This window comes from Paracoccus sp. M683 (assembly GCF_007096355.1).
Lineage (GTDB): Bacteria > Pseudomonadota > Alphaproteobacteria > Rhodobacterales > Rhodobacteraceae > Paracoccus.
Genome location: NZ_VKDF01000015.1, coordinates 37986 through 62632, shown reverse-complemented (window position 1 = coordinate 62632; position 24647 = coordinate 37986). Strand labels below are relative to the sequence as shown.

Genomic DNA, 24647 nt, shown 5'->3' with positions numbered 1-24647 from the left:
AAAGAAACGGAGCTCTCTCTGAAACGATGAAATACCTGCGCATACTCAATTGTCTGCGCAATTGGCGCGGGGTAGAGCAGCCCGGTAGCTCGTCAGGCTCATAACCTGAAGGTCGTAGGTTCAAATCCTACCCCCGCAACCAACGATAATTGCGAAACCTCCGCTGACCCCGTCGCGGAGGTTTTTGCATTTGTGCCCCCATTCCGCAGCGATCGTCTGTTGCGTCCTCCCGCAACCAACGATCCCGGCGAAAGCAGATTGTCCAGAGCCTCGGCCTCTGCAAGGAAGTCAGGGTTCTTCTTTCCTGCCGCAAAGCGCAGGATCGCGCCGAGGTCGCCGCGCAGCACGATCGCCAGTTCGCCGTTATCCGGCATGAGCGTGATCTGATCGACCAGCGAGCGGAAGGTTTCGGCGGCACGGGCGCGGCCGTCCTCGTCTTGCAGATTCTCATAGAGCTGCCCGATCCGCTGCGCATAGAGTGCCGCCATGTTCGGATGTAGCAGCGGAGGGGGCTCATCGGCATTGGCCAGTTTCTCAGCCAGTTCAGCCTTCCGGGCTTCAAGTCCAGTCATCTTCTCCTTCATTGAGGGGTGATACATGCCGTCGGTGATCGCCTCGATGATCTGAGAAATCTGCCTGCCGACTTTGTCCAATTCGCGCCGCGCAACCTCAAGGTCGGCACCACGCTCCATCCGCAACCGGTTCACCTCCCTGGTGAACTCGTCGCAGAACTCCCTGAACAGCGCAGGGTCCATCAGATGCTTGCGCAGCCCGTTCAGGATCGACGCTTCGAGGGCATCACGTCGGATGTTGAGCCGGTTGTCGCAAGTGCCCTTGTTGCGCGCAGTCGCGCAGCCGAGCAGGTCCTTGGAGATCATCGTATAGCCGCCCCCGCAGCAGCCGCATTTGACGAGGCCGGCAAAGAGATGCTTCGGGCGGCGCCGGTCGTTCAGGGGATTGGGACTGGTCTCGACCACATCATAGGCAAGGCGGCTCTGCCGTGCCTTGACGGCATCCCAGATGTCTTGGTCGATGAGGCGCAGGTCAGGCACCTCATGGACGACCCATTCGCATTCCGGGTTCAGGCGGGATACGCGCCGGCCGGTGTCGGGATCCTTGATATAGCGCAGCCGGTTCCAGACCAGCTTGCCGACATAAAGCTCGTTGTTCAGGATGCCGGTGCCGCGCTTCGGGTTGCCGTGGATTGTCGATGGCCCCCATTCGCTGCCTTGCGGCCCCGGTATGCCATCGCGGTTCAGGGACATGGCGATGGTGCGCGATGATTTCCCGTCGAGATAATCCGCAAAAATGCGGCGCACGATCCCGGCTTCGGCCTCGTTGATGGTCCGGTCGCCCCGGACAGCTTCCCCACGATCATCGAACCTCTTCACCACATCATAGCCGTAGCAGAGTCCGCCGCCGGATTTGCCATCCTCGACCCGACCGCGCAGCCCACGGCGGGTCTTGTCGGCCAGATCCTTCAGGAACAGCGCATTCATCGTGCCCTTCAACCCGACATGCAGATGGGTGATCTCGCCCTCGGACAGGGTGAACATCTTCACGTCGGCATAGGTCATGCGCTTGAAGATGCCGGCGATATCCTCCTGGTCGCGCGACAGCCGGTCCATCGCCTCGGCCATGATCATGTCGAAGCGACCGCGCAGGGAATCGGAGATCAGGGACTGGACGCCCGGTCGCAGGATCATGCTGGCGCCGGAGATGGCGTGATCAGTATATTCCTCGACGACGGTCCAGCCTTCCTTTTCGGCGCGCAGGCGACACATGCGCAGCTGATCGGTGATCGAGGCGTCACGCTGGTTGTCGGACGAGTAGCGGGCGTAGAGCGCGACCTTCATGCGGACACCTCAGTCTGGGAGGCGGCCGCCCGCCAATCGGGCCGTCTCCTGTTGGACGAAATCGCCCGCAGCCTGCCGGGCGAGTTGCCGGACGAGATCGGCGAGGCGGGGGTCGGGGTTGCGGGTGCCAGCAACGCGCGCAACGGCTTCATCGGTGGTCTCGGTGACCAGCCGAAGCTTCGATGCGGTGGTTTGTCGTTGCCGTGCCATTCCCGTGCCGATCCCTGAAGAGCGTGCACAGAGACTACGCAGCATTTCCAATGCATTACAGAGAAGCGCCCGGCGGCGTTCGGCGGGGAATGGAGGGCTGGGTCGGGCATTGGCGTAGTCCTGAGCAGCATGGCGTCGCAAAAATACTGGCGCGACGATGTGCGAATTTGCGGCTCGCCAGGAGATTTGAACATCTGCTCGCACAGCGCGACGTTCCAGCCATGTCCTGAGGTCAGTCTAATGCGGGCAGGGGGCAGCTGCAATACTTGGCTGGGTCGACAGTTGGACCAGGTGGCCTGACCCCGAGCAAGAAGGGCAATTCTAGAACGGAATCTCGTTGTCCGAAGTGGTGTTTGCTGAGTCCCGGTCGGCCTCGATCCGTTCGATGAAGGAAAGCGATGCCAATACGCAATCGACGATGAACCGCGCCTCCGAAACAGCAAGGAGGTCGTTGTCATGCGCGAAAGAGCGCTTGTTGCGCGCGTCATTGAGACCTTCAAAGAGCTTATGCTGAACGCGCAGGGTCGGTAGTGCAAATTGGCTCACTACACCTTCATCTCGCACCGCTTTGCCATATGCACCGAAAATGGCGTGTAGTGGTGTCGATGGATCGCACGGCATACCTCGATCCGCTAGCAGTGCACGGAACCGCTTCACGCAGTATGTGTGTATGCGATCGAGTGCCACATCAGGCTTGTTGCCGATCAGATCCCCAGCGATCGACGCTCGTAGCTTGGGCAAAGTCGTATCGCTCGAGAAGTCCTTGAACGCCTCGTCCAGATTAAGCGATGAGGAGTTCTCCAACTCGTTGGTGAACTGTTCGAGCCACATCTTGAGTCGCGTCTCCTGATCGGAATTGTCTTCCACGAAACCGTCCAGGCTACAACGATAGTCCCATAGTGCGCGAAGGACGCGAGCAACGAGGCGTGGCTCGGCGACCTCGATAAAACCCCTCAGCGTCTTGCCCTTGCTATCGCCCTCGATCTGATAACGTTCGTCAAAAATATTGAAATCGAAGAATTCTTCAAACCATTCACCCATGGTCCGGTCAGAGAAATTCAGAACGTAGCCACCACCACTGTGAAATATCTGGTCGAAGGTGATTCTGTGCTGCGGCGTCAGCCGGCGTGTTCGACCGAGTATTTCCGGTTGCTTATTGGGATCTGGAGCGGTGCTTTGCATCATTCCTCAAGATAGTCCGAGGGGTACAGGTCGCGCAACTTCGAGAGGGCACGTACCGCCGCTTGACATCTCGAACTCGACCGAAGCTGCGCTAGGTTAGGAGCGACCGGCTTGCCCCGCAACTCCGGCTTGTCGCGCTGCTCGACCGAGGCATAGAACGCATCCATATCCACATGGATGATCTTGCCGATATTCCTGTCTGGCTCGGCGGCCTCCCCGATCTGTTCTCCCGATCCCGACATGCTTCGTCGTCAACCTGTCGGAGTTGCCGGTTTTTCGATACCTTCCAGCCGATCGGCGGGCAAAGGTCGTTGCAGGGCCTTCGCCTCGCGCCAGTCGGCCGTCAGCCAGACCTCCACCTCGTCGGAATTGGTCAGGATCACTGGCATTGCCTTGGGATGGATCGGCTTCACCACTTCGTTGGCATCAGTGGTGAGGAAAGCGAAGAGTTCATGTTCGCCCGGTCTCGGCGTGCGGTTCGATCCGCGCGTCCCTTCCCATCGGGTCCAGATCCCGGCGAAGAAGAACAGGGGCTGCGCCTGGTCGAGCGCGAACCAGTAGAGTGGTTTGCGCTTCGTCACCGGATCAGGCACCTGCCCGTATTCCGAGAACGCCGTCGCCGGGACGACGCAACGGTGCTCAACCCCGAGCCACTGTTGCCAGTGCCGTATCCAGGTCTTGCGAACATTGGTGACGCCGGTGTCAGGCGCGTCCGGGGTCTTCAGATGCTCGACCGGCGTGGGCATTCCCCATGTAAGGCGAGCAAGCTCCAGCCCGCCATCGGTTTTGCGCACGACCGGCGCGGGCCGGTCGGGATAGACGTCGAGGATCGGTTCCAGATTGCCGATACTGTCGTGGGTGAGCGCCACGAAATCCCGGATCGCCTGCTGGTTGGTGGTCAGATTGTAGAGATTGCACAAACCCGCTTCTCCGATTTTGCGGCCATCATACGCCAGAAGTTCCGGCAAGGCTTCCGATCACATCTTACGAGACTCAGATTGACTCCCGCCGCGCACCAGAACAAACAAAGAACATAACGACAGGATTTGCCCTTGAGAAGATCCGGAGCCTGCCTTCCAGATGCACGAGCTCGCCATCAGTCCAGCCATTGCGGCCCTTCGTGTGCGAATCGCGCAGCTTGAAGGTGATGGCGCTCGCGCGCGGGAAGTGCTGCCCTTCGGCGTTCCGTCTCTGGACCGCAAACTGCCCGGTGGTGGGTTGGCTCTTGGCTGTCTGCATGAGGTTGCGGGCGGCGGCAACGGCGCCGTGGACGGCGCGGCGGCGGCCTGTTTCGTGGCCGGGATCGCCGCGCGGACCCAAGGCAAGGTGCTGTGGTGCGTCGCCCAGCAGGATCTGTTCGCGCCGGGCCTGGAACAGGCCGGCCTGCCGCCCGATCGCGTCATCCATGTCGAGGCCGGCGATGACAAGTCGGTCCTGGCCTGCATGGAGGAAGGCCTGCGGCACGGTGGGCTGGGCGCGGTGGTCGCCGATATTGCCCGGCTGCCGATGACCGCCTCGCGGCGGCTGCACCTGGCCGCCAAGGAAAGCGGCACCATCGGCCTCGCCCTGCGCCGCTGGCGGCGGCAGGCCGAGGCCAGCGATTTCGGCCAGCCGACGGCGGCGATGACCCGCTGGCGGATCTCGGTGCTGCCGTCCCGGCCTTTGCCCGTGCCCGGCGTCGGTCGCGCGCGCTGGCTGATCGAACTGATCCGGGCGCGGGCGGGAGAATCCCTCGATATCGAACTGGAGGCGTGCGATGGCTCGGGTCATCTCGGTCTTCCTGCCGACATGGCCGACAGACCGGCTGCGGCGGAAGGCCGGCGACACAGCGCCGCCAGTTGAGGTGCCGCTCATCATTGCAGGACGTGATCGTAACCGCCGTATCGTGACGGCGGTCGACGCGACCGCGCAGGCGCTCGGCCTGCGGGTCGGCATGCCCGTCACCAAGGCGCAGGCGCTGGTGCCGGGACTGGTGATTGAACCCGCCGACCCAAAAGCCGATGCCGAAAGCTTGGAGCGCCTCGCGCTCTGGGTGTTGCAACGGATCGCGCCGATTGTGGCGGTCGATCCGCCGGACGGGATCGTGATCGACTCTACCGGCGCGGATCATCTGCATGGCGGCGATGCGGCGATGCTCGATGCGCTGATCGGGCGGCTCACCTTGTCGGGTGTGTCTGCACGGGCCGCCATTGCCGACACCTGGGGCGCGGCCCATGCGCTGGCGCGCTATGGGTCCAATCCGGTGCTGATCGCCATGCCGGGGGCCAGCATCGACATGCTCGCGCCGCTGCCGCTGGAGGCTCTACGGCTGTCGCCCGCGATCCCGGCTGGCCTGCGCGATCTGGGGTTTTCCCGGATCGGCGATCTGATCGGCCAGCCCCGCGCGCCCCTGACGCTGCGCTTCGGGCCGGAACTGTCCCGTCGGCTGGATCAGGCCCTGGGCAACAGCGCCGAACCCATCGAGCCGCTGCGCCCCGAGGACATGATCGAGGCGCGGCGCAGCTTTGCCGAACCCATCGCCGCCGCTGAGACCATCGCCCGCTATATTGGAAAGCTGGTCGCAACGCTCTGCGAGGCGCTGGAGACCCGCGGCCTCGGCGTGCGCCGCCTCGACCTGCTCTGCCACCGGATAGACAGCCGTGTCGAGACCGTCCGCATCGGCCTCGCGCGGCCGGTGCGCGACCCTCAGCGCCTGACCCGGCTGCTCTGCGACAAGATCGAGACCATCGACCCCGGCCTCGGCATCGAGATCATGACGCTGACGGCCACGCTGGCGGAACCCATGACCGAGCGCCAGGCCGTGAGCCACCTGATCGAGGCGCCCGAGCCTGACCTGTCAGGCCTGATCGACACGCTCGCCAACCGGGTCGGCGCCCGCGCGATTTATCGCTTCGCGCCGGTGGCCAGCGATGTGCCCGAGCGATCCGTCTGCCGCATTCCGGCCCTGGCGGAAGAGACCGGCGCGGGCTGGCCCGATCACTGGCCGCGCCCCTCGCGGCTGTTGCCCCGTCCCGAGCCGATCGAGACCATGGCGCTGCTGCCCGACCATCCGCCGAACTGGATCTCGTGGCGCGGCGTGCGGCGGCGGGTGCGCCGGGCCGATGGCCCCGAGCGGGTCTTCGGGGAATGGTGGAAGCGCGATGCCGAGCTGGTCGCGGTGCGGGATTATTTCCGCATCGAGGATGACGCTGGCGAACGCTTCTGGATCTTCCGCGCCGGTGACGGCGAGGATGTCGCCACCGGATCGCATCGCTGGTTCCTGCACGGGGTTTTCGGATGAATGCGCCCCGCTATGCCGAATTGCAGGTCACCACGCAGTTTTCCTTTCTGCGCGGGGCCTCTTCGGCCGAGGAATTGTTCGCGACGGCGGCGGCGATGGGGATCGAGGCGCTGGCGGTGGTGGATCGCAATTCGCTGGCGGGCATCGTTCGCGCCCATGAGGCGGCGAAGGCAACCGGCATCCGGCTGATCGTTGGCTGCCGCCTCGATCTCGCCTGCGGCATGTCGGTGCTGGTCTATCCGACCGACCGAGCGGCCTATGCCCGGCTCTGCCGGCTGCTGACGCTTGGCAAGGGCCGGGCCGGCAAGGGCAAGTGCCACCTGGAATGGGCCGATCTCACCGCCTATGGCGAAGGGCTGATCGCGGTGCTGGTGCCGGATGATGCCGATGAATACTGCGGGTTCCGATTGCGCCGTTTGCGCGATGCCTTCGGCGACCGGGCCTATCTGGCGCTGACCCTGCGCCGCAGGCCCAACGACCAGATGCGGCTCTGGGAGCTTTCGCAACTGGCGCAGCGGATCGGCGTGCCGACCGTCGTGACCAATGACGTGCTGTTCCACGAGCCTGGCCGGAGGATGCTGCAGGATGTGGTCACTGCGATCCGCCACAACACCACCATCGACCAGCTGGGCTTTCGCCGTGAGCGTCATGCCGACCGCTATCTCAAGCCGCCCGCCGAGATGCGCCGGCTCTTCGCCCGCTGGCCCGAGGCGCTGGCCCGCACCATCGAGATCGCCGACCGTTGCCGCTTCAGCCTGGATGAGCTGCGTTATCAATATCCGGAGGAACGCGACGATCCCGCACTGACCCCGCAGGAAACACTGGTGCGGATGACCTGGCAGGGCGCGGCCAACCGCTACCCCGAGGGCGTGCCGGATGAGGTGACGGCGGCGTTGCGCCATGAGCTGACCCTGATCGGCAAGCTCGATTACGCGCCCTATTTCCTGACCGTGAACAGTATCGTCCGCTTTGCCCGGTCGCGCGGCATTCTCTGTCAGGGGCGGGGATCGGCGGCGAACAGCGCCGTCTGCTATGTTCTCGGCATCACCGCCATCGACCCCGGCCGCAACGATCTGCTGTTCGAGCGCTTCGTCTCCGAGGAACGCCGCGAACCGCCGGATATCGACGTCGATTTCGAGCACGAACGCCGTGAGGAAGTCATCCAATGGGTCTATGAGAACTATGGCCGTGACCGGGCCGCGCTGACCGCCACCGTGACCCGCTATCGCTCCAAGGGCGCGCTGCGCGATGTCGGCAAGGCCATGGGGCTGCCCGAGGATCTGATCCAGACACTCTCCGGCCAGCTCTGGGGCTGGTCCGAGACCGGTGTCAACGATCAGCAGCTTCGTGAGTTGAACCTCAACCCGGAGGATCGGCGTTTGCGCCTGACCCTTGATCTGGCCGCCCAGCTTCGCGGGGCGCCGCGGCATTTGTCGCAACATCCCGGCGGCTTTGTCCTGACCCATGACCGGCTGGACGAGTTGGTGCCGATCGAACCCGCCGCCATGGCGGATCGCCAGATCATCGAATGGGACAAGGACGACATCGACGCCTTGCGCTTCATGAAGGTGGATGTGCTGGCGCTGGGGATGCTGACCTGCATGCGCAAGGGGCTGGATCTGATCGTGGAACACAAGGGCATCGCCCTTGATCTGGCGACGATCCCGGCCGAAGATCCGCGCACCTATGCGATGATCCGCAAGGCGGACACGCTGGGAACCTTCCAGATCGAAAGCCGGGCGCAGATGTCCATGCTGCCGCGCCTGAAGCCGCGCACCTATTACGATCTGGTGGTGCAGGTCGCCATCGTCCGGCCTGGCCCGATCCAGGGCGATATGGTCCATCCCTATCTGCGCCGCCGCGAGGGGTTGGAAGAGGTCGATTATCCGACACCCGAACTGGAGAAGGTGCTGGGCAAGACCCTCGGCGTGCCGCTGTTTCAGGAACAGGCGATGCGCGTCGCCATTGAATGCGCGGGCTTCACCCCCGGTGAGGCCGATATGCTAAGGAAGAGCATGGCCACATTCAAGCACACCGGCGGCGTCTCGAAATTCCGCGACAAGCTGATCTCGGGCATGGTTGCCAAGGGCTATGAACAGGACTTTGCCGAACGCACCTTCCGGCAGTTGGAGGGCTTCGGCTCCTACGGCTTTCCCGAAAGCCATGCGGCAAGTTTCGCGCTGATCGCCTATGCCTCGGCCTGGCTGAAATGCTGGCATCCCGATGCCTTCTGCGCCGCGCTACTGAACAGCCAGCCGATGGGATTCTATGCCCCGGCCCAGATCGTGCGCGATGCGCGCGACCATGGCGTCGAGTTGCGCCCGATCTGCGCCAATGCCTCCCGCTGGGATTGCACGCTGGAGCCGACCGGCAACGAGGCGCGCTTTGCGGTTCGGCTTGGCCTGCGCATGGTCAAGGGGCTTGCCAATGCCCATGCGGCGGCGATTGTCGCCGCCCGTGCCGATCAGCCATTTGCCTCGGTCGAGGATCTCTGGCGGCGGGCCGGGGTTCCGGTCGCCGCATTGGTCCACATTGCCGAGGCCGACGGTTTCCGCCCGCCCTTCGGCCTCGCGCGCTGCGAAGCGCTTTGGGCGATCAAGGGGTTGCGCGACGAGGAACTGCCGCTGTTTGCGGCAGCCTCGGCACGCGAGGGCCTGACGGTTTCAGAGATATCGGAGCCGTCCATCGCCCTGCGGCCGATGGCGGCTGGCGGCGAGGTGGTCGCGGATTACAGCCATACCGGCCTGTCGCTGCGCCGCCATCCGGTTGCCTTCCTGCGCGAGGCTCTGCGCAAGCGCCGCATGGTCTCCTGCGCCGAGGCGATGGGCGCGCGCGACTGCCGCTGGCTGGAGACGGCGGGGATCGTCCTCGTCCGCCAGCGGCCTGGTTCGGCCAAGGGCGTCATGTTCATCACGATCGAGGACGAGACCGGCATCACCAATCTCGTGGTCTGGCAGAAGGTCTTCGCGCAGTATTGGCGTGTGATCCTCTCATCGAGCATGATTGCCGTCAGGGGGCGCGTTCAGCGCGAGGGCGAGGTCGTGCATCTCGTTGTCCATCGGATCGTCGATCTGTCGCGGGATTTGGCCAGCGTTGGGCAACGCGACGTGGCGGCCCTCCTGCCGGATGGCAGAGGAAGCGAACTCCACCAAGAATCTCCGACGCCTGATCTGCGCGGTCAGCCACCGAAGGGGCTGCGGGCGTGCAGTATGGCTGTGCCCGACCCGCACGTCGACGCGATCAGGGTAAAGACGCGGGATTTTCGGTAATGGTCGGAACCTTTACGACACCCAGCAACCTCGCATTGACCGCAGTTGCAGAAAACGAAATCGGCTCTTTGCGGCCGCACGACCGCACAGAGGCTAACTTCTGCTTTCCTTAGCCAGATTGATCGTACGGCAACAGGGATGCTTGAAAACTTGCCTGCTACACTCAGTCGTCGACCAGCAGCAGATACATCCGCATGCGATCCACCACCGCAGGGTACTCTTCCATGTTTGAGATCTCTGGCTCACGCTCGATAGTGGCGGAATAGGCCTGATGCGTCTGAACGCGGCTCAGAAAGCCGCGCTTGATGTCGCTAAAAGCGAGCTTGTTCGGGGTGTCGAAGCCGCGTCTGATCCCGGCTGCAAGGCAGTCAATGACAGAGACCGGCGTAGCCGTTCCGTCGGCGACGGCAGGTATCTCGCTTGCCGTGCGCGCGGCTAGACCGGCAGCGAAGGAAAGGCTGAGAGGCACTAGCTGAGAGACGAGCTCACGGGCACGCGGGCAAATCGCTTTTTCAGCGGGGTCGCCGCCGAGTTGTCTTTCGATTTCGCGCAAGGGTTCGCCGCATAGCCAGGCCAGAATGCCGGGTTCGAGGTTTCTTACGGCGTCGGCCGTCAGCGGTCCGTCCTTCTTGTTTCCGGTAGCGCCGAGAATTGCTCTACCATCACGGATCAGAATAGCATCGCGCGCATCCTGATCCTCTGCAAGCCAGTTGATGATCCAGGACGTCCAGTCCGGTATTGTCTGGGGTAGCCGTTCAATCTGATCCTCGATCCTTTGCCGCAGCGATTTGAGGATGCCGAGCGGCGCGCCGCTCTGGGTGGCAAGCTCCGCCAGGACCTGATCATCGGCCTCCTTCGCTCTCTCGCCGATAAGCTCGTTCAGTCGCGCGACTTTCGCATCGAACCCCGCTTTCTGATTGATCCTTATGGCCGTGAAGGCAGCCAGTGATCGTCCTATCGAAAAGCGCGTCGTTGCTTCGGTTTCTGCGCCTTCAGGCGCGACCGCAGTGGCTAGGCGGTTCAGGGCATACTCGACGTCGGGATCGGCAGCAGCCGCCACATTAATGCGATCAAGAATTGTCTGCAGGGGATCGCTCAGGGACAGGCAGCGGTCGTCCTCTGGCAGTACCGACTTCAGCTTGTCGAGCACCCCTTTTGGGAAGGCCCTACCTTGCCTGAATTGAAGCACGACTTCAGGGATCAGGAGCACGATGCCGTTGGCGAGGTGACCGGCGCGCCCTGCACGGGCCGCAGCATTCAGTATCTCGTGCGCGTCCAGGTCTTCACGCCCTCCTTCGTCCGGGTCGCTGCGCTTGTCCCCGGCAAGAATGGCAATATGAGCTGGAAGGTTCAGACCCTGCGCCAGCGTCGGTGTAGCAACGATGACTTTTGCCCCGTCGGCACGGCGGAACAAGCGTTCTGCCAGATCGCGCTCCAGCCTGAGCATCAGCGCATTGTGGGGCACGGCGGCAGCGGGACCGGCCAAGATCGCATGTTCCAGCCCGCCAAGCTCGATCTCCAGCGCCTTCCATCGCTCTTCTTCATCTTGCGTTTGCTCTGGCGGGTCGCCCAGCAGCGCCGAGATTTCACGCGCAGTGGACGCGGCAGTATCCTTGCGGTTGACGAAGACGATACCTTTCAGGCCGTTGCGCGCCGCAGCAGCCGCAACTTGCGCGGCGACCTTGTTTACATTCGGCGTCAGATAGATCGAACCATCCCGGTTGAGCTTACCGGTTAACGGGACCGGCGCATCGGAAATGGCCGCCAGGGTGCAGCTTGGCGCTGCACCGGCCAGCCAGTTGTGCTGAAGCCCGAAGAGAGCATGCGGCGGGCATTGCAGCGCTTCGGCAGCTGGTTTGCGCAGATGCTTTGCGCGCTTTTTCTTTCGGGCATCCTCCGCGCGCTGAACGGCGATCGCGTTGCGTCTCATCTGCACGATGGCGGCACTCTCATACAGCAGGACGCCGCGCGCCTGTCGGCTCGGCTTCCAAAGCGGATCGGCAAAAACACAGGTCCGACCGGTGAGCTCTTCAATCCACTCTGCGAATGCCGCGCCATTATCAAGCATCGCTGAAAGAAAAAGGAAATCGGCTTCCGGCGCGATGCTGTTGAAGGCAAGGACGCAGAACATTCCGTCCAACGCCCGGCGGAGATTCGATACGGGGCTGAGGAGATGACATTCGTCAAAGACCAGCAGCCCTACGTTTTCAAAAGCCTCGGGCGAATATGACAGAAGTGCAAGACAGCGCTCCGGCGTCATGACCTCGATGCTTTCGAAGTTGGTACCGGGAGCGAACAAGCGATCGAAATCGCTCGAAACAACCGAACCTTCCAGCGATTCCGGGAAGACCTTCTGCAGATCGTCGGTGAGTTGATCCACAAGCGCGTGAGTTGGAGCCAAGAACACAACCGACTTGCCGCTTGCCAGTACAGCAGCAATCTTCAGGCAAGAGACCGTCGTTTTTCCCGCGCCGGTCGGCAGAACGAGCACGGCGGACTTGCCGCTCTCGTGGAATCCTTTCGCTATGGCCTCCCTATGATTGGGCCAAGCGAAAGGTGCGGCATTCGCACGATGCCTCAGCCAGCTTCGCCAATAATCCCGATCTGAACCATTGGGCGGCTGCAGGCGTGTAACCGCCGCGCCCGCAATGGAGTCGTAGGCTGCCAGCAGCAGTGATGCGAGGTGACGTGGTCCCGGATAGGTGGTCTGAAAATTCTGGGACAAATCGCCGAGGCGCCCGTGCTCCAGCGAAGAGAGGGCCAACACGCGGGCGAACGTCGCCCTTGCGCCGTCGAACCGCCCTGCCGCCTTCTCGGGCATATCTTCTGCCAGAACTTCCGCAGCAAACAACTCGACACCGACGACAAGGCTCTCGAAGAGCGCCGTTGTCCCCCGCTGTTCAAGCAGTCCGCCGGAGAAGAACCCCTCCGGACGGCGCTGCGCGCGGTCAAGAATGCTCTGGAAATTGCCGCGCGCCAGGTCACGGATATCTTCGGCCAGAATGGTGCAGACATAGTCCTGCCCTCCATCTTCCGGCCTGATAAAGCGCGCGGCTTCGTGGGCGTCCGCATACTGCTCGGCCACCAGAAAAAGCACCGCCGCCGCGATCGCCGGATGGATGCGATCCCGATCCATGATGGCAACAGACCCGGCAGCATCGGTCTGCGCGAGGTCCTGCGCCAGAATTTGATGCGCCGTGCCGGCAACGAATGCCGCCGCTCTGCGGTGGTCGGCATCACGCCGGACGGACACAACGATCTCATAGGCGTCGGCAATACGGGCGAGAGGCCATTCGCCGTCAGCAGCGCCGTCACCCGCCGCCTCTTCAGCGCCATCGACGCGCCTCATTCTGCGGGCAGCCAGTTCTGCATACTGCGCTGTAAGCAATTGCGGCAGCTCGGCAGGATTCAGGCCTGGCAAGGCTGGCGCAGTACGCATGATTTCCGCTGTCACCGGATCGAACATTGGTGATCGTCCTCCCCGAGCACGTCAATGAAGGCGATCGCCCGACCGGCAATCTCGTCAAACCAGGTGCGCAGTTCCGAAGGCGGCAGGAATGTCGCCCCGATGCGCTGCGCCCCGGTGATCTTTTCAAGCCCCTCATATCCTTTGAACAAAGCTGTGCGTCCCGCCTCCGAGTCGTGGTCAGGGTTGATCGTCAATCCGGCGCGGTAGGCCCTGAATGCCATATCCAGTACGCGCCCTGCAGCCTCCATGACCGCTTCGTCGGGAATCCTGCCGTCAAGCAGCGAAGATGTTGCCGCCACCAGCTCCGAAGCCCTTTTGCCCGCATGGTAGTTTCGGAAGGCAGGCAGAACTTCGTCTCTGAATTTTCGCCGGGGGTCGTTCGAACATTTGTCTTCGAGAATTGTCGCGCGGACGACCGTTTCACCTTTTTCGTCCAGTTCGATCATGAGCCCGTCAAGACCCTGTGTCGTCGCGCTGATGTGCGGGTCTCTCATGAGCACGTTGGCGGCAGCACCCTGTCGGGCGGCGATCCAGGAGATCGCCTCGAAGATCAGACCGTCGCGATGCCATCGGTGAGCGTCCTGCTTTTCCGGCGTGTCTCCGGTCACGGTCAGACGCTGTTTCGCGTCGGAACGGAGCACGTCGATTGTCAAGGCCGGAACCGCTGGCTGCAGGTCCGCGATAATTCGCGCCGCGTGCTTCGCCTGTCCCATCGCGATGATCGCTATGAGCCGCGCTAGTAACTTGACATCACCGACCGTCCAGTGATCGCCGACACAGTGCTCGTTGACCTTGCACGCTGCCGTCGAAATCGCCGTTGGGGACGCAACTCCGGCCTCCGGCCCGGCCGAAACGGTTATCTTGTCGGGGCTGTCTATCTCATGGGCCTTGTTCATCTGGTTAAGACTCTCTTAGCAGCGGCGGCTGCATGCGCGTTCTTTTCAATGACAGTGCTGCGGATGTGCGACAACAACTACATGACTTTATTTGGTTTTACGTGAGAAACGTACTTCAAGTCGAGCAATCTGTTCTGTGAAGTGGCTCGAGGGGTAGCTCGCGATCGGGAACATCGGGAAGTTTGTGGTCATTCGCGCTCACGGCAACGAACGTCCGTTCTCCGCCCCTTCAATCGCTCAAGCCTCTGTTCGGACTGTCACACTATGCAGGCGCAGTGAACGACTACAAGGTTCATCATGGCTGAGATTCTCAGGTGGCAGGGAAAAGCCTTCCCCCTGGTCGGCACTGCGTTGCCGACGCACCCCCATCAGCGGGGAGACCCCGCAACGCCCCCTGAGAGTTCGAGTGCGGGCGGGTTTTCCGTGACGGGTTAAGGACTGGAGGAGTGGCCTCCGGCGCCCGTCGCGGAGATCATCCCGATGGCCAGACAGGACCGCGCCCGTGAAGGCGGCGCCCGCAGCAATCTTTACGACGACATCACCGGCAAGATCATCGCCGAGCTGGAGGAAGGACGGCTTCCCTGGGTCCAGCCTTGGGGGACTGCGGCGAAAGCGCCGCTTGCCATGCCGCGAAACGCCGCGACCTCGCGGCAGTATTCCGGGATCAATGTGCTGATCCTCTGGGGTGCCGTGGTCCAGAACGGCTATCCGACCCAGCATTGGCTCACCTATCGCCAGGCGGCAGCCCTCGGCGGCAATGTCCGTAAGGGCGAGCACGGCACGACGGTCGTCTATGCCGACCGCTTCACCCCGGAAGACGAGAAGCGCCGAGCCCGCGAGACCGGTGAAGAACCGGGACGCGTCCCGTTCCTGAAGCGCTTCACCGTTTTCAACACCGCGCAATGCGAGGGCCTGCCAGAAGATATTGCCGTGGAGGCGCCACCACCGCCGCCCGGTATGATCGAGCCGAAGGTCGAGGCACTGATCCGCGCGACCGGGATCGATTTCCGCATCGGCGGAGATCGCGCCTTCTATGTGCCGGCACTCGATTATGTGCAGGTGCCGCCGCCGGCCGCCTATTTCGAGCCGATTAACTGGCACCGGACGGCGCTGCACGAGATGGGGCACGCCACCGGCCATGCCTCGCGCCTGGGGCGGGATTTCTCGGGCAGTTTCGGCACGAAGAAATACGCCTTCGAGGAGCTGGTCGCCGAGATGAACGCGGCATTCTGCTGCGCCTCGCTTGGTATCGTGCCGACCGTGCGCCATGCCGACTATATCGGCTCCTGGCTGGAGGTGCTGCGCGAGGACAACCGCGCCATCGTCCGCGCAGCTTCTCAGGCCAGCAAGGCGGCCGACTGGCTGCTGTCGCATCTGCCCGACGAAGATGCCGGGGAGCCGGTTCCGGCTGCAATCGAAGGGAGGGTCGCGGCATGATCCTTTTGACCGGAACACAGCGCGACCGGCTTCTGGCCAATGGTCGCCAACGTGATGTGGATCACATCCCCGTCGTGAAATTCTTCAACCCCTTCGGCGCGGGCGTCTGGCTCGCCACTGAGCTGGATCAGGGCGGCGACATCATGTTCGGCCTGGCCGATATCGGCTACCCCGAACTTGGCTCGTGGAGCCTGGAAGAGCTGCGCAGGGTCCGATTGCCCTTCGGCATGGGGATCGAGCGGGATCTGCTCTTCACCGGGGATTTCCCGATCTCGGTCTGGGCGGAGGCTGCGCGGGAAGCCGGCAGCATCCGTGCGGCGGAGCGAGCCCTCTACCGCGCCGGTGCGGCATTCACCTGCACATCCGCAGATACGGAAAGCCAGGATTCCTGATTTCCGGCTGTCGGCTTTGTGGCCTGGCGTCGCGCTCTTCAGAGGAAGAGGGCGGCGCTTCGCTTCGTGACGGGTTGGAGGTCGAGAGAGAGGCTCCCGGCCGCCCGTCGCGGAGAAACCACCATGGCCAAAGCTGCCAGGAAGAAGCCCGTCGCCCCGATGATCGTCTTTTCGCGGGCGCGCGACATTCCGTTCAACCGCATCAGGCTGTCGGACAGCAATGTCCGCGAGACCGATGTCGAGGCGGGTCTGGACGAACTTACCCATGACATCGACCGGCGCGAGGATCTCGTGCAGGGTCTCAATGTCCGCGCCATCCTCGACGAGGACGGCAATGAGACCGGCGAGTTCGAAACCCCGGCCGGCGGCCGCCGCTACAGGTCCATCGCGCGCCTTGTCGAGGCCGGTCGCTTCCCGGCCGAAGGGCTCGTGCCCTGCATCGTCAAGAAGGCCGACGCCAAGACCTCGGCCGTGGACGACTCGCTGGCCGAGAACCTGCTGCGCCTCGCCCTGCATCCGCTCGACCAGTTCAAGGCGTTCAAGCGGATGTTCGACATGGGCATGTCGAAGGAGGAGATCGCCGACGCATGGCGGACCACCCCGCGCTACATCATGCAGCGTCTTCGCCTCGCCACCGTTGCGCCGACGCTGCACGACGCCTATGCGCGCAACGAGATGACGCTGGCGATGCTGGAAGCCTTCACCGTCAACCCCGACCACGAGCGCCAGCAGCAGGTCTGGGAGCGCATCAGCACGTCGTGGCAGAAGGAACCCTGGCAGATCCGCAACATGCTGACCGAGACCACGGTTCCGGCCGCCGACAAGCGCGCCCGCTTCATTGGCGTTGACGCTTACGATGCGGCGGGTGGCCCGGTGCTGCGCGACCTCTTCTCCGAGGAGAACGGCGGCTGGTTGCAGGACGTCACGCTTCTCGACCGGCTGGTCGACGAGAAGCTGCGCACCGTCGCCGACGAGATCGCCGGTCAGGGCTGGAAGTGGATCGACGCGGCAGTCGAGCTGCCCTACGGCCACACCAACGGGTTGCGCAGGCTGGTCGGCGTGACCCAGGAACTGACCGACGAGGAACGCGCCACCCGAGAGGCGCTGCGCGACGAGTATGACGAACTCGAAGCGCAGTATGCCGAAGCCGACGAGCTGCCCGATGAGGTCGATCAGCGGCTCGGGGAAATCGAAGCCGAGCTGGAAGCCTTCGAGAATCGGCCTGTCACCTTCGCGCCGGAAGACATCGCTCGTGCCGGTGTCTTCGTCAGCATCGGCCGCGATGGCGAGTTGATCGTCAGCAACGGCTACGTCCGCTCCGAGGACGAACAACCCGAGACCGTCGATGGCGAGGATGCCACCGAGGGTGCGGACCCGTCCGATCCCGATGCGGTGCAGCGCGCGGTCATCACCGTCGGCGGCGAGCCCGTCCCGGACGCCGATGAAGAGGATGACGATGCCGTCAAGCCGTTGCCCGAGCGACTCGTGACCGACCTGACCGCCTGGCGGACGCTGGCGCTGCGCAATGCGCTTGCCAAGAATCCGCGCGTCGCCATGACGGCGCTGCTGCACAAGCTGGTTCTCGATACTTTCGAGCGCACCGCCACCTCGGGAACCAGCCTCTATGCCGCCGTGCGTCACATCTATCTTCCCACGGATGCGACCGGGCTCGCTGACAGCGCCGCCGCGAAGATGATCGACGAGCGCGCGGACGCCTGGCGGGGGGACATTCCCTCCGGTGATGACGACCGGCTCTGGGACTGGATCGACGGTCTCGACGATGCCAGCCGCCTGGCGCTGCTTGCGCATTGCGTCAGTTTCGGCGTCAACGCGCTCTACGAGCGGCCCAACCCCTATTCGGGGAATGGCATCTCGCAGCACGGTCTCGACCGCCGCATGGCCGAGGCCGAACGGCTGGCGCAGGCCACCGGCCTCGACCTCGTCGAAGCGGGCTGGAGGCCAACGGTCGAGAACTATCTGGGCCGCGTGACCAAGACCCGCATCATCGAGGCGGTGCGCGAGGGTGCCGGCGATCGCGCGGCCGATCTCATCGCGCATCTCAAGAAGGGCGACATGGCGAAGGAGGCCGAACGGCTCCTGGCCGATACCGGCTGGCTGCCGGAGCCGCTGCGCCCCGCCATCGAGGCGCAGGCCGTGGATGGCGCGACCGATCAGGACGAGGACAGCGTGGCGCTGCCCGACTTCCTCGCCGGTGGCCATGAGGACACGGCCGAGGCCGCCGACGATCCGGAGGCCCTCGTCGCCGCCGAGTGACGCGAATCAGCGGGGCGGCCTCCGTCGCCCCGCATTCCATCCCTTCCATCTCAAGGCCCGGCATCTCGCCGGGCCGCTTTCGTTTCAGGAGCAAGATCATGTCCGCTTCCCTCATCTTCGACATCGTGCCGCTCGGCTCGCTCGTGGCCTACAGCGACGGCCAGCCGAAGCCGCCCGCACGTTTCACCAAGAAGCTCGCCGCGTGGAAATCCCGCAACGGGGCCGGTCGTCTCGTGCGCAAGGAACCGGGCCGCGAGCGCCCGACCTACACGACCACGCCGTCCTTCACCCTGCATGAAGGCGATTTCGGCGAAGGCGGCATCATTCTTATCACCGTCATGCGCAGCTACGGCATCGACAGCGATCTGAGCTTCCGGGTGATCGAACGCCCGAAGATCGGTCAAGTCCGCGTTGTGCAGGATGTCGGAGAGAACGTCGAATTGCTGCACCTCGCGGAGAACCACGAGGCGGCCGAACTCTGGCTAGCCAGGAACGGCTACACCCGCGCGCGCCTCGAGGAGATCACCGCCGACGAGGCAGGCGCCGACGCCGTCGAGGGTCGAGCTGCCGCGTGACGTTCGCCGATCCCGTTCATCCGGCCCGCTTGTCCCGTGACGGCGGGCCTTCTTCGTTTCAGGAGAACACAATGGCCATTCCCGATCCCGTTCGAACGAACTTCGACACTCTGCTTCGTGCTGCCGATGACGGCAATCTCGCCCTTATGGAATGCCTCGACGCCGCGACCCGTGAGACACGCTATGTCCTGTGCGCGGTCGGCCGCGACGGGGGTGATTACGTCTTCACGCCGTTCGGCCATCTCGCAAGCGGCAACCCCTATGACGCCTATCTGCCGCCGGATCCCGACGATCCTGCCGGCTTTGTCGAGAAGGCCGAAGATGGGGGCGCATCATGATGACGGTCGATGAAATCTTCGCCGATGACCGCCGCAATCCGCCATCGGAGCGCTCGCTTCCCTGGGAGGAAACCCGCAACGGCGTCACCGTCATCGTGGAACCGAAACCGCATTGGGCCGAGGACATGCGCGCCTTCCGGCTCGATGCCCGCGAATACTGCCGCTATGCCGACTGGACGGCCCATGGCGCCCGGACGCGCTTTTTCGGTCATATCGACACCTCCGGCGACGATGTGATGATGAAGGCCCGCGCCATGATCGCCCGCGAAATCGCCGATGGGTTCTGGGACTGACCGGCCCTGAAAGCCGAACCTTGCACACGGGGCTATCGGGTATCGCTGCACAAGCAGCGATGGATCGAGTTCGAGCTTCACCATTGCGCCAACTCCTTGGTGTTGTGGGGGCAACGGGTTCCGTCCCCGGCCTGAAACACACCCTGAATATCCGCCGGCAACGAGGCTGGCGCAGCAAAGCATCTGCGACGGGTTTCCGGCACCGGCTCGACGCAAAGCACCATCCCCCGCTTCCATTCGCTAACCTTGGTCCGACCGTCTCTTTGCATTCAACCCCGGTGGGGTCGGCTTACGCGCGCGTGCCGCCCTCGGGGATTCGGAAAGAATCCGAACGCCCGAGGGTGATTGCAGATCCGGTCAGACACTTCGGGCGCCTGTCGCGCGGGGGATGGTCCCCCGCCTCCAAAGACAGGAGCCGGAACCCATGTCCTACGCAGATGCCACCGCTTTCGCCGCCAGCCTCGCCACCACGCTGATGGTCGTGATCGTCGTGTTCCAGGCCGGGGACGGCACCCACGGCGCCATGCCCGCCGACGAGTTCGACGGCGACGAAGAGATGGTGAAGCTCGAACTCGATCCCTTCGGCTGAGGCGCGAAAGCGCCTCCGCCCGACGGCCCGGCCCGCGTCAGGCGCAGCCGGGCCTTGTGCCATGCGCAGGCTGCGCATCGCCAGCGGCGGTGCCGAGGCCTCGCCTCGGCTCTGGAAAGGGAGAGTTGGGCCGGGATCGGGGCGAGCCTGGCGGAAGGAGAGGAGAGCGCCGCCGGGCCATATCATCCCGCTCTCCTGGAGGATCATCCAATGACCGATACCGACAAACCAGCCACGCCGGAATTCGACATGGCCGCCAGCGTCGCGCGCTTCTTCGCCGAGCGCGATGAGCGCAACCGTCGCGCTGAAGCGGTCCGTCCCGACAACAAGACGGCGCTGTTCGATGCGCTGGCCGCCGCAGGCATCACTCTCGTGACCGTCACCTTCGACGGTTCTGGCGACAGCGGCCAGATCGAGGACATCACCGCGCAATCGGACGACCGGACCGTGGACCTGCCGCAGGGCGAGATCACCATTGCCACGGTGGCATGGGGAACCGACAAGGTGACCGCAATCTCAATGGGCGTTGAGGCGGCCATCGAACAGCTCGCCTATGACTTCCTCTCGGAAACCCATGGCGGCTGGGAGAACAATGATGGCGCCTATGGCGAGTTCAGCTTCGATGTGGCGGCGCGCACCATCACGCTCGACTACAACGAGCGCTACACCGCCACCGAATTCTACAGTCACGAGTTCTGAGGGGGCGGAAATGGCACATCCCTATCATCATGCGCTCTCGTCGGTGAAGAAATGGGGCGGCACGGTCGAGGATTACTTGCCCATCCATAGCTGGTTCGATGCCAGCAAGGAGATCCTGGCCGATTTTCGTCATCGCGCGCTTCGCCACCATGCCGAGGGCATCTTCATGGCCGAGACCATTTTCGGGGCGACGATCACCCTGTCCACCGGCAGGGTGATCCCGGCCCGATGGGTCGGGGAGCAGCATGTCCGCGAGGATCTGGGCCGTATCCCGTCCTTCGCCGATTGGGCGCGGGCAATCCACCCGGCGCCTTGGATGGGGCGGACGCAGCGGATCGAGGCGGAGGTCGATCCGCATTGCGTCAATGGCCGACTTCAGGAAGAAGTCTGAGCAGTCGCGTCAGCCTCCCCCTTATGAAAGCCTCTTGCCATGCTCAGCCATATCGTCATCTCCGTCCTGCTCTGCACGGCTTCCTGCGAGCCGGCGGAAATCCGCGTCTGGGACGGTGACTCGATCCGGCTGGGTATGGGACAGCAGTCCGAAGCTGTTCGGATATTCAACATCGACGCTCCCGAAATGGAGGGCCGCTGCATCCATGAAACCGACCTTGCCCGGCAAGCGAAGATCAGGCTGGCGGAAATCCTGCAAGGTCGGCGGGTCGAAATCCTGCGTCAGGGGACCGACCGCTATGGCCGGACCCTGGCGGCGATACGCGTCGAAGGCCGCGATGTCGGCGATATTCTCGTCGATGAAGGGCTGGCGAGAACCTGGGCCGGGCGGCGTGAGCCCTGGTGCTGATCGCCGGATCGTCCCGCCGAGGTGCGGGACGATCCACCGTCGGGACGGGAGAGTAAGAGTGCGGGCCGGTTGGCCGTGACGGATTGTGAGGCGGGAGAGGGGCTTCCGCCGTCCGTCGCGGAGCATTCCCCATGAGCCTTTCCCACCACACCACTTTCGCCTCGATCGGCGAAATTGTCGCGCGACAGATCCTGCCCCGGCTGCGTCACGCCCAGAAGCTGCCTCTGTGCATCTCCTGCATCGGTATCGCCAGCGATGACGAAAACGATGACGTCGGCCGCTTAGACCGCACGCTCGTCATCGGGCAGTGCCAATCCCCCGAAGAGGCGATGACCATCGCCAGCCAGCGCGTTGGGCGCGGTGATTTCCGCGCTGGACAGGGCGATGCGCTGCGCTTTCGCCCCCGCGTCATGGTCATTCAGGACAAAGAACTGGGCCTTGTCCTTGCCGGTCAGGTCCGGGCCGGGAGCGTGCTCTGGCAGCACCCGGTCGCGTCCGACGCCGAGGCCCGCCGCATCGTCACGGAGGCCAGCCGTCTGCGGGGCATGGCCTTCACGGCATCCGGGCGCGGCGATGCAGTATCCGCTCGTGATCTCCGCCACCGCGCCAACCTGCTCGAGGCGCGGCTGGTCGATCCCTTCTGGCGCGAGACGACTGCCGATCTGGTTCGGCTGCCACAAGCCGCCTGACCTATTGCCCATTCCCACCCATTCGGCCCGGCCCCGCGCCGGGCTTTCTCGTTTCAGGAGCCTGTCATGGCCGACTACTTCACCCATTTCTCCTGCCTGCTCGACGTGGGCAGCCCCGAGAACGCCGCCCGCGCGCTTGATCTCTACAACGCGCTGGCGCGTGAAAACGCCGCCGAAGATCCGCCCTCGGACGGCTTCATGCTTTCGATCCAGCCCGAACATGGCGGCACCCAGCTCTGGATGCGCGATGACGGCACCGGCGATCCCGAGCATGTCATCCAGTTCGTCAAACGCTGTGCCGCCGCGTTCGGCCTGACCGGGCTATGGGGGATGCAATACGCCAATACCTGCTCACGTCCGAGAATCGACGGGTTCGGGGGCGGCGCGCATGTCCTCGACCTCGCCACCGGCGAGACGGTGGACTGGATCTACACCGACGGTTGGCTTTCCACCGTTCTGGACGGGGGCGACCCCAATGCCTGACGTCATCGAAACCACGGTCTATCGGCTCGACGAGCTTTCCGAAGCCGCGAAAGACAATGCCCGCGCCTGGTATCGCGAGGGCGGCTTCGACTACGATTGGTACGATGCCGTCTATGAGGATTTCCGGCGGATCGCGGACATCCTCGGCATCCGCATCAAGACCCGCACCGTCCGCCTCATGGGCGGCGGCGTGCGACAAGAGCCTTGCATCTGGTTTACGGGCTTCTGGTCGCAGGGCGATGGCGCCGCGTTCGAAGGCCACTATTCCTATCGCAAAGGCACGGCGGCGGAAATCCGTGCCTATGCGCCGAAGGATGCGGAGCTGCACCGCATCGCGGATGCCCTACATCAGGCGCAACGCCGCAACTTCTACCAGTTGACGGCCGAGACGACCCATCGGGGGCGATACTATCACGAATACTGCATGGCGATCTCGGTCACCCGCGACAGCCCGACAGGGCAGGGCATGACCGCCGATGCCGAGGAGACCGTCATCGAGGCATTGCGCGATCTCGCGCGTTGGCTCTATCGCCAGCTTGAGCGCGACTACGATGACCTGACTTCGGATGAGGCGGTCGATGAGGCCATCGGTGCCAACGAATACAGCTTCACAGTTGATGGGAATCGCTTCGGCTAAAGCCCGGCTTTCCGGGGTTACAGTACCGACCGCAGGTCCGTCCGTGAGAAATCATCGCCGACAAAGAGCAACGGACAGCCGCGCTCGCTCGCGACCTCATAGGCGAAGCAATCGCCGTAGTTGAGACCGGCGGGATGAACGCCCTTGCCCCAGCGGGCATAGGCTTCGGAGATCCTGCGTGCCGAAGCCTCCGTGACGGAGACGACCTCGAACCCAAGGCCCTCGATCAGGGCGGCAATCTCTTCCCCAACATTGCGGCGCCCGGCCACGATCAGCGTCTCGGCCACGGTTCCGGCCGAGATCAGCAATCCGTCCGCCGCCTCGATCGCCGCCATGCAGGTCTCGGCCTGCGGCTCGTCCAGCACGATCGCCATCAGCGCCGAGGTGTCGACGACGATCACGCCGGCATCCCGTCATCACCATAGAGGAAGTCCTGACTGCGCGCGGCATCGGCGCCGGGCAGTGCCTTGCCCCGCGCCGTGGCCCGGACCCGCTCCATCAGCGCACGCCGGCCTTTCGGGGTCGCTGCGACAGCAACCCGCACGAGGCGGGCGACCTCATGGCCCCGCCGGGTCAGGATCACCTCGTCGCCGGCCTCGGCGCGTTTCACCAGTTCGGTGAGCTGCCCTTTCGCCTCGGTGACAGAAACCCTCATCGCACATCGCTCCAGATGTTCTCCGCTATCCTGCCAAGATGGTCCATAGAATGGTCCATTTCAAGCCCCCAGAGCGAGAGGAGGGCCGGGAGAGGGTGCCTCCGGACGGGTTGAGAGAGGGTCGTCCGGCTGCCGTCCCTTTCCCTCCAGGAGACCGATCATGGCTTTGCCCGAACTTGCTTCTCAATCCGCAACCCGTGTCCCCGACGCGCGCCGCATGAAGTTCCTGCCGCGCCTTTTCGGCCGGCGCCTGCTCATCATCGGCGAGCATGCCGTCTTCCGATTCATGGAGATCCTCAGCCCCGCCGATTACGGCGGCGGGCTCTGGGATTTCTACGAACGCGCCGGCCAGCCGCTCTATCTCGCGCCGACATCAAAGCCCCGTTACCTCCTGTTCTGCGAAGGCAACGGTTTCGAGGGCGAGGTCTCATGCGATGCGGCTGGGATCATCGCCACGCTCTTCGCCTTCTCGCATCTTTCCTTCCGCTACGATGACGACGAACTCGCCGAGGGCTATGGCCGTCTCTACGAACATGCCGCCAATCACCCGGAGGCGGCGGCGATCTTCCAGGCCATCGACTGAAACCCACAAGCGCCCAGCCTGACGGTCGGGCGCTTGTTTCAT

At 63.9% G+C, this 24647-nt stretch carries 25 protein-coding genes and 1 tRNA gene; 18 read left to right on the top strand and 8 right to left on the bottom strand.

Translation table 11 applies throughout. The annotated features are described in order from the left end of the window. Positions 1-65: 65 nt before the first annotated feature. Positions 66-142: transfer RNA gene (locus tag FNJ84_RS18910), tRNA-Met, on the top strand. On the opposite strand, the gene FNJ84_RS18905 is transcribed toward FNJ84_RS18910, so the two are convergent. The 4 genes from FNJ84_RS18905 to FNJ84_RS18885 all read right to left on the bottom strand — a co-directional run bounded on the left by FNJ84_RS18905 (position 99) and on the right by FNJ84_RS18885 (position 4216). After that, positions 99-1856 (bottom strand): recombinase family protein, encoded by a 1758-nt coding sequence (locus tag FNJ84_RS18905; RefSeq protein WP_143794793.1) that lies wholly within the window; start codon positions 1854-1856, stop codon positions 99-101. The genes FNJ84_RS18910 and FNJ84_RS18905 overlap by 44 nt on opposite strands. Before the next feature lie 531 nt (positions 1857-2387). After that, positions 2388-3251 carry a hypothetical protein gene (locus FNJ84_RS18895; protein ID WP_143794790.1) on the bottom strand — a complete coding sequence of 288 codons (864 nt, stop codon included), beginning with the start codon at positions 3249-3251 and terminating at the stop codon, positions 2388-2390. Further along, complete coding sequence (locus tag FNJ84_RS22605; protein ID WP_058098288.1) at positions 3248-3490, bottom strand: hypothetical protein; 243 nt, start codon at positions 3488-3490, stop codon at positions 3248-3250. The genes FNJ84_RS18895 and FNJ84_RS22605 overlap by 4 nt, the downstream gene beginning before the upstream one ends. A 9-nt stretch (positions 3491-3499) precedes the next feature. Next, the gene (locus FNJ84_RS18885; protein ID WP_255471297.1) at positions 3500-4216 is read right to left on the bottom strand and encodes an SOS response-associated peptidase; all 717 of its coding nucleotides are present in this window, start codon (positions 4214-4216) and stop codon (positions 3500-3502) included. A 112-nt stretch (positions 4217-4328) separates the two neighbouring features. On the opposite strand from FNJ84_RS18885, the gene FNJ84_RS18880 reads away from it, so the two are divergent. From FNJ84_RS18880 to FNJ84_RS18870, 3 genes are read left to right on the top strand one after another with little or no spacing between them, the layout of a single operon-like run. Beyond that, positions 4329-5090, top strand: coding sequence for an ImuA family protein (locus FNJ84_RS18880; protein WP_058098286.1), 762 nt, complete (start codon positions 4329-4331; stop codon positions 5088-5090). Continuing rightward, positions 5005-6528 (top strand): DNA polymerase Y family protein, encoded by a 1524-nt coding sequence (locus FNJ84_RS18875; RefSeq protein WP_143794789.1) that lies wholly within the window; start codon positions 5005-5007, stop codon positions 6526-6528. The genes FNJ84_RS18880 and FNJ84_RS18875 overlap by 86 nt, the downstream gene beginning before the upstream one ends. Continuing rightward, positions 6525-9797 carry an error-prone DNA polymerase gene (locus FNJ84_RS18870; RefSeq protein WP_143794788.1) on the top strand — a complete coding sequence of 1091 codons (3273 nt, stop codon included), beginning with the start codon at positions 6525-6527 and terminating at the stop codon, positions 9795-9797. Before FNJ84_RS18875 ends, FNJ84_RS18870 begins: the two co-directional genes overlap by 4 nt. Before the next feature lie 163 nt (positions 9798-9960). Here the strand turns inward: FNJ84_RS18870 and FNJ84_RS18865 are convergent, their stop codons facing one another. Both FNJ84_RS18865 and FNJ84_RS18860 read right to left on the bottom strand, forming a co-directional pair. Next, the gene (locus FNJ84_RS18865) at positions 9961-13263 is read right to left on the bottom strand and encodes a DEAD/DEAH box helicase (RefSeq protein WP_143794787.1); all 3303 of its coding nucleotides are present in this window, start codon (positions 13261-13263) and stop codon (positions 9961-9963) included. After that, complete coding sequence (locus FNJ84_RS18860) at positions 13248-14162, bottom strand: hypothetical protein (protein ID WP_058098282.1); 915 nt, start codon at positions 14160-14162, stop codon at positions 13248-13250. Before FNJ84_RS18860 ends, FNJ84_RS18865 begins: the two co-directional genes overlap by 16 nt. 480 nt (positions 14163-14642) lie before the next feature. Here FNJ84_RS18860 and FNJ84_RS18855 point away from each other — a divergent pair, with 480 nt between their 5' ends. The 13 genes from FNJ84_RS18855 to FNJ84_RS18795 all read left to right on the top strand — a co-directional run bounded on the left by FNJ84_RS18855 (position 14643) and on the right by FNJ84_RS18795 (position 23367). Continuing rightward, complete coding sequence (locus tag FNJ84_RS18855; RefSeq protein WP_058098281.1) at positions 14643-15599, top strand: ArdC family protein; 957 nt, start codon at positions 14643-14645, stop codon at positions 15597-15599. Beyond that, positions 15596-15991 (top strand): DUF2958 domain-containing protein, encoded by a 396-nt coding sequence (locus tag FNJ84_RS18850; protein WP_058098280.1) that lies wholly within the window; start codon positions 15596-15598, stop codon positions 15989-15991. The genes FNJ84_RS18855 and FNJ84_RS18850 overlap by 4 nt, the downstream gene beginning before the upstream one ends. A gap of 123 nt (positions 15992-16114) precedes the next feature. Then, the gene (locus tag FNJ84_RS18845) at positions 16115-18265 is read left to right on the top strand and encodes a hypothetical protein (RefSeq protein ID WP_058098279.1); all 2151 of its coding nucleotides are present in this window, start codon (positions 16115-16117) and stop codon (positions 18263-18265) included. A gap of 98 nt (positions 18266-18363) precedes the next feature. Then, positions 18364-18840: a hypothetical protein gene (locus FNJ84_RS18840; RefSeq protein ID WP_058098278.1), complete on the top strand. Its 477-nt coding sequence runs from the start codon at positions 18364-18366 to the stop codon at positions 18838-18840. A gap of 71 nt (positions 18841-18911) precedes the next feature. Next, entirely contained in the window at positions 18912-19178 is a 267-nt protein-coding gene (locus tag FNJ84_RS18835; RefSeq protein ID WP_012092596.1) for a DUF6117 family protein, read from the top strand. Further along, positions 19175-19471, top strand: coding sequence for a hypothetical protein (locus FNJ84_RS18830; protein ID WP_012092597.1), 297 nt, complete (start codon positions 19175-19177; stop codon positions 19469-19471). The genes FNJ84_RS18835 and FNJ84_RS18830 overlap by 4 nt, the downstream gene beginning before the upstream one ends. A gap of 424 nt (positions 19472-19895) precedes the next feature. Next, positions 19896-20060: a hypothetical protein gene (locus FNJ84_RS18825; RefSeq protein WP_166507195.1), complete on the top strand. Its 165-nt coding sequence runs from the start codon at positions 19896-19898 to the stop codon at positions 20058-20060. Between the two features lie 210 nt (positions 20061-20270). Then, complete coding sequence (locus FNJ84_RS18820; protein WP_012092608.1) at positions 20271-20759, top strand: DUF6878 family protein; 489 nt, start codon at positions 20271-20273, stop codon at positions 20757-20759. A gap of 10 nt (positions 20760-20769) precedes the next feature. Beyond that, positions 20770-21150 (top strand): hypothetical protein, encoded by a 381-nt coding sequence (locus FNJ84_RS18815; protein ID WP_012092609.1) that lies wholly within the window; start codon positions 20770-20772, stop codon positions 21148-21150. 39 nt (positions 21151-21189) lie between these two features. Further along, on the top strand, positions 21190-21558 hold the full coding sequence (locus tag FNJ84_RS18810) for a thermonuclease family protein (protein WP_012092610.1): 369 nt from the start codon (positions 21190-21192) through the stop codon (positions 21556-21558). Positions 21559-21689: 131 nt separating this feature from the next. Then, positions 21690-22247 (top strand): hypothetical protein, encoded by a 558-nt coding sequence (locus FNJ84_RS18805; protein ID WP_143794786.1) that lies wholly within the window; start codon positions 21690-21692, stop codon positions 22245-22247. A 66-nt stretch (positions 22248-22313) separates the two neighbouring features. Next, a complete protein-coding gene (locus tag FNJ84_RS18800) occupies positions 22314-22730 on the top strand; it encodes a hypothetical protein (protein ID WP_012092612.1) in 417 nt (138 codons plus the stop codon). Then, a complete protein-coding gene (locus FNJ84_RS18795) occupies positions 22723-23367 on the top strand; it encodes an antitoxin of toxin-antitoxin stability system (RefSeq protein ID WP_088233766.1) in 645 nt (214 codons plus the stop codon). Before FNJ84_RS18800 ends, FNJ84_RS18795 begins: the two co-directional genes overlap by 8 nt. Before the next feature lie 17 nt (positions 23368-23384). Here FNJ84_RS18795 and FNJ84_RS18790 read toward each other — a convergent pair whose 3' ends face one another. Beyond that, on the bottom strand, positions 23385-23768 hold the full coding sequence (locus tag FNJ84_RS18790) for a type II toxin-antitoxin system VapC family toxin (RefSeq protein ID WP_058098141.1): 384 nt from the start codon (positions 23766-23768) through the stop codon (positions 23385-23387). Next, positions 23765-24022, bottom strand: coding sequence for a type II toxin-antitoxin system Phd/YefM family antitoxin (locus FNJ84_RS18785; protein ID WP_058098140.1), 258 nt, complete (start codon positions 24020-24022; stop codon positions 23765-23767). Before FNJ84_RS18785 ends, FNJ84_RS18790 begins: the two co-directional genes overlap by 4 nt. A gap of 160 nt (positions 24023-24182) precedes the next feature. Between FNJ84_RS18785 and FNJ84_RS18780 the strand changes: the two genes are divergently transcribed. Then, the gene (locus FNJ84_RS18780; RefSeq protein ID WP_058098139.1) at positions 24183-24605 is read left to right on the top strand and encodes an antirestriction protein; all 423 of its coding nucleotides are present in this window, start codon (positions 24183-24185) and stop codon (positions 24603-24605) included. The last annotated feature ends 42 nt before the right edge of the window (positions 24606-24647 follow it).

Bases quoted from the DNA above. Each gene is read 5' to 3' on its own strand.
- FNJ84_RS18805 (WP_143794786.1), top strand. From the start codon at position 21,690: ATGAGCCTTTCCCACCACACCACTTTCGCCTCGATCGGCGAAATTGTC.
- FNJ84_RS18780 (WP_058098139.1), top strand. From the start codon at position 24,183: ATGGCTTTGCCCGAACTTGCTTCTCAATCCGCAACCCGTGTCCCCGAC.
- FNJ84_RS18830 (WP_012092597.1), top strand. From the start codon at position 19,175: ATGATGACGGTCGATGAAATCTTCGCCGATGACCGCCGCAATCCGCCA.
- FNJ84_RS18820 (WP_012092608.1), top strand. From the start codon at position 20,271: ATGACCGATACCGACAAACCAGCCACGCCGGAATTCGACATGGCCGCC.
- FNJ84_RS18870 (WP_143794788.1), top strand. From the start codon at position 6,525: ATGAATGCGCCCCGCTATGCCGAATTGCAGGTCACCACGCAGTTTTCC.
- FNJ84_RS18785 (WP_058098140.1), bottom strand. From the start codon at position 24,022: ATGAGGGTTTCTGTCACCGAGGCGAAAGGGCAGCTCACCGAACTGGTG.
- FNJ84_RS18875 (WP_143794789.1), top strand. From the start codon at position 5,005: ATGGCTCGGGTCATCTCGGTCTTCCTGCCGACATGGCCGACAGACCGG.
- FNJ84_RS18815 (WP_012092609.1), top strand. From the start codon at position 20,770: ATGGCACATCCCTATCATCATGCGCTCTCGTCGGTGAAGAAATGGGGC.
- FNJ84_RS18840 (WP_058098278.1), top strand. From the start codon at position 18,364: ATGTCCGCTTCCCTCATCTTCGACATCGTGCCGCTCGGCTCGCTCGTG.
- FNJ84_RS18850 (WP_058098280.1), top strand. From the start codon at position 15,596: ATGATCCTTTTGACCGGAACACAGCGCGACCGGCTTCTGGCCAATGGT.
- FNJ84_RS18835 (WP_012092596.1), top strand. From the start codon at position 18,912: ATGGCCATTCCCGATCCCGTTCGAACGAACTTCGACACTCTGCTTCGT.
- FNJ84_RS18845 (WP_058098279.1), top strand. From the start codon at position 16,115: ATGGCCAAAGCTGCCAGGAAGAAGCCCGTCGCCCCGATGATCGTCTTT.
- FNJ84_RS18895 (WP_143794790.1), bottom strand. From the start codon at position 3,251: ATGATGCAAAGCACCGCTCCAGATCCCAATAAGCAACCGGAAATACTC.
- FNJ84_RS18905 (WP_143794793.1), bottom strand. From the start codon at position 1,856: ATGAAGGTCGCGCTCTACGCCCGCTACTCGTCCGACAACCAGCGTGAC.
- FNJ84_RS18795 (WP_088233766.1), top strand. From the start codon at position 22,723: ATGCCTGACGTCATCGAAACCACGGTCTATCGGCTCGACGAGCTTTCC.
- FNJ84_RS18800 (WP_012092612.1), top strand. From the start codon at position 22,314: ATGGCCGACTACTTCACCCATTTCTCCTGCCTGCTCGACGTGGGCAGC.
- FNJ84_RS22605 (WP_058098288.1), bottom strand. From the start codon at position 3,490: ATGTCGGGATCGGGAGAACAGATCGGGGAGGCCGCCGAGCCAGACAGG.
- FNJ84_RS18880 (WP_058098286.1), top strand. From the start codon at position 4,329: ATGCACGAGCTCGCCATCAGTCCAGCCATTGCGGCCCTTCGTGTGCGA.
- FNJ84_RS18810 (WP_012092610.1), top strand. From the start codon at position 21,190: ATGCTCAGCCATATCGTCATCTCCGTCCTGCTCTGCACGGCTTCCTGC.
- FNJ84_RS18825 (WP_166507195.1), top strand. From the start codon at position 19,896: ATGTCCTACGCAGATGCCACCGCTTTCGCCGCCAGCCTCGCCACCACG.
- FNJ84_RS18855 (WP_058098281.1), top strand. From the start codon at position 14,643: ATGGCCAGACAGGACCGCGCCCGTGAAGGCGGCGCCCGCAGCAATCTT.
- FNJ84_RS18865 (WP_143794787.1), bottom strand. From the start codon at position 13,263: ATGTTCGATCCGGTGACAGCGGAAATCATGCGTACTGCGCCAGCCTTG.
- FNJ84_RS18860 (WP_058098282.1), bottom strand. From the start codon at position 14,162: ATGAACAAGGCCCATGAGATAGACAGCCCCGACAAGATAACCGTTTCG.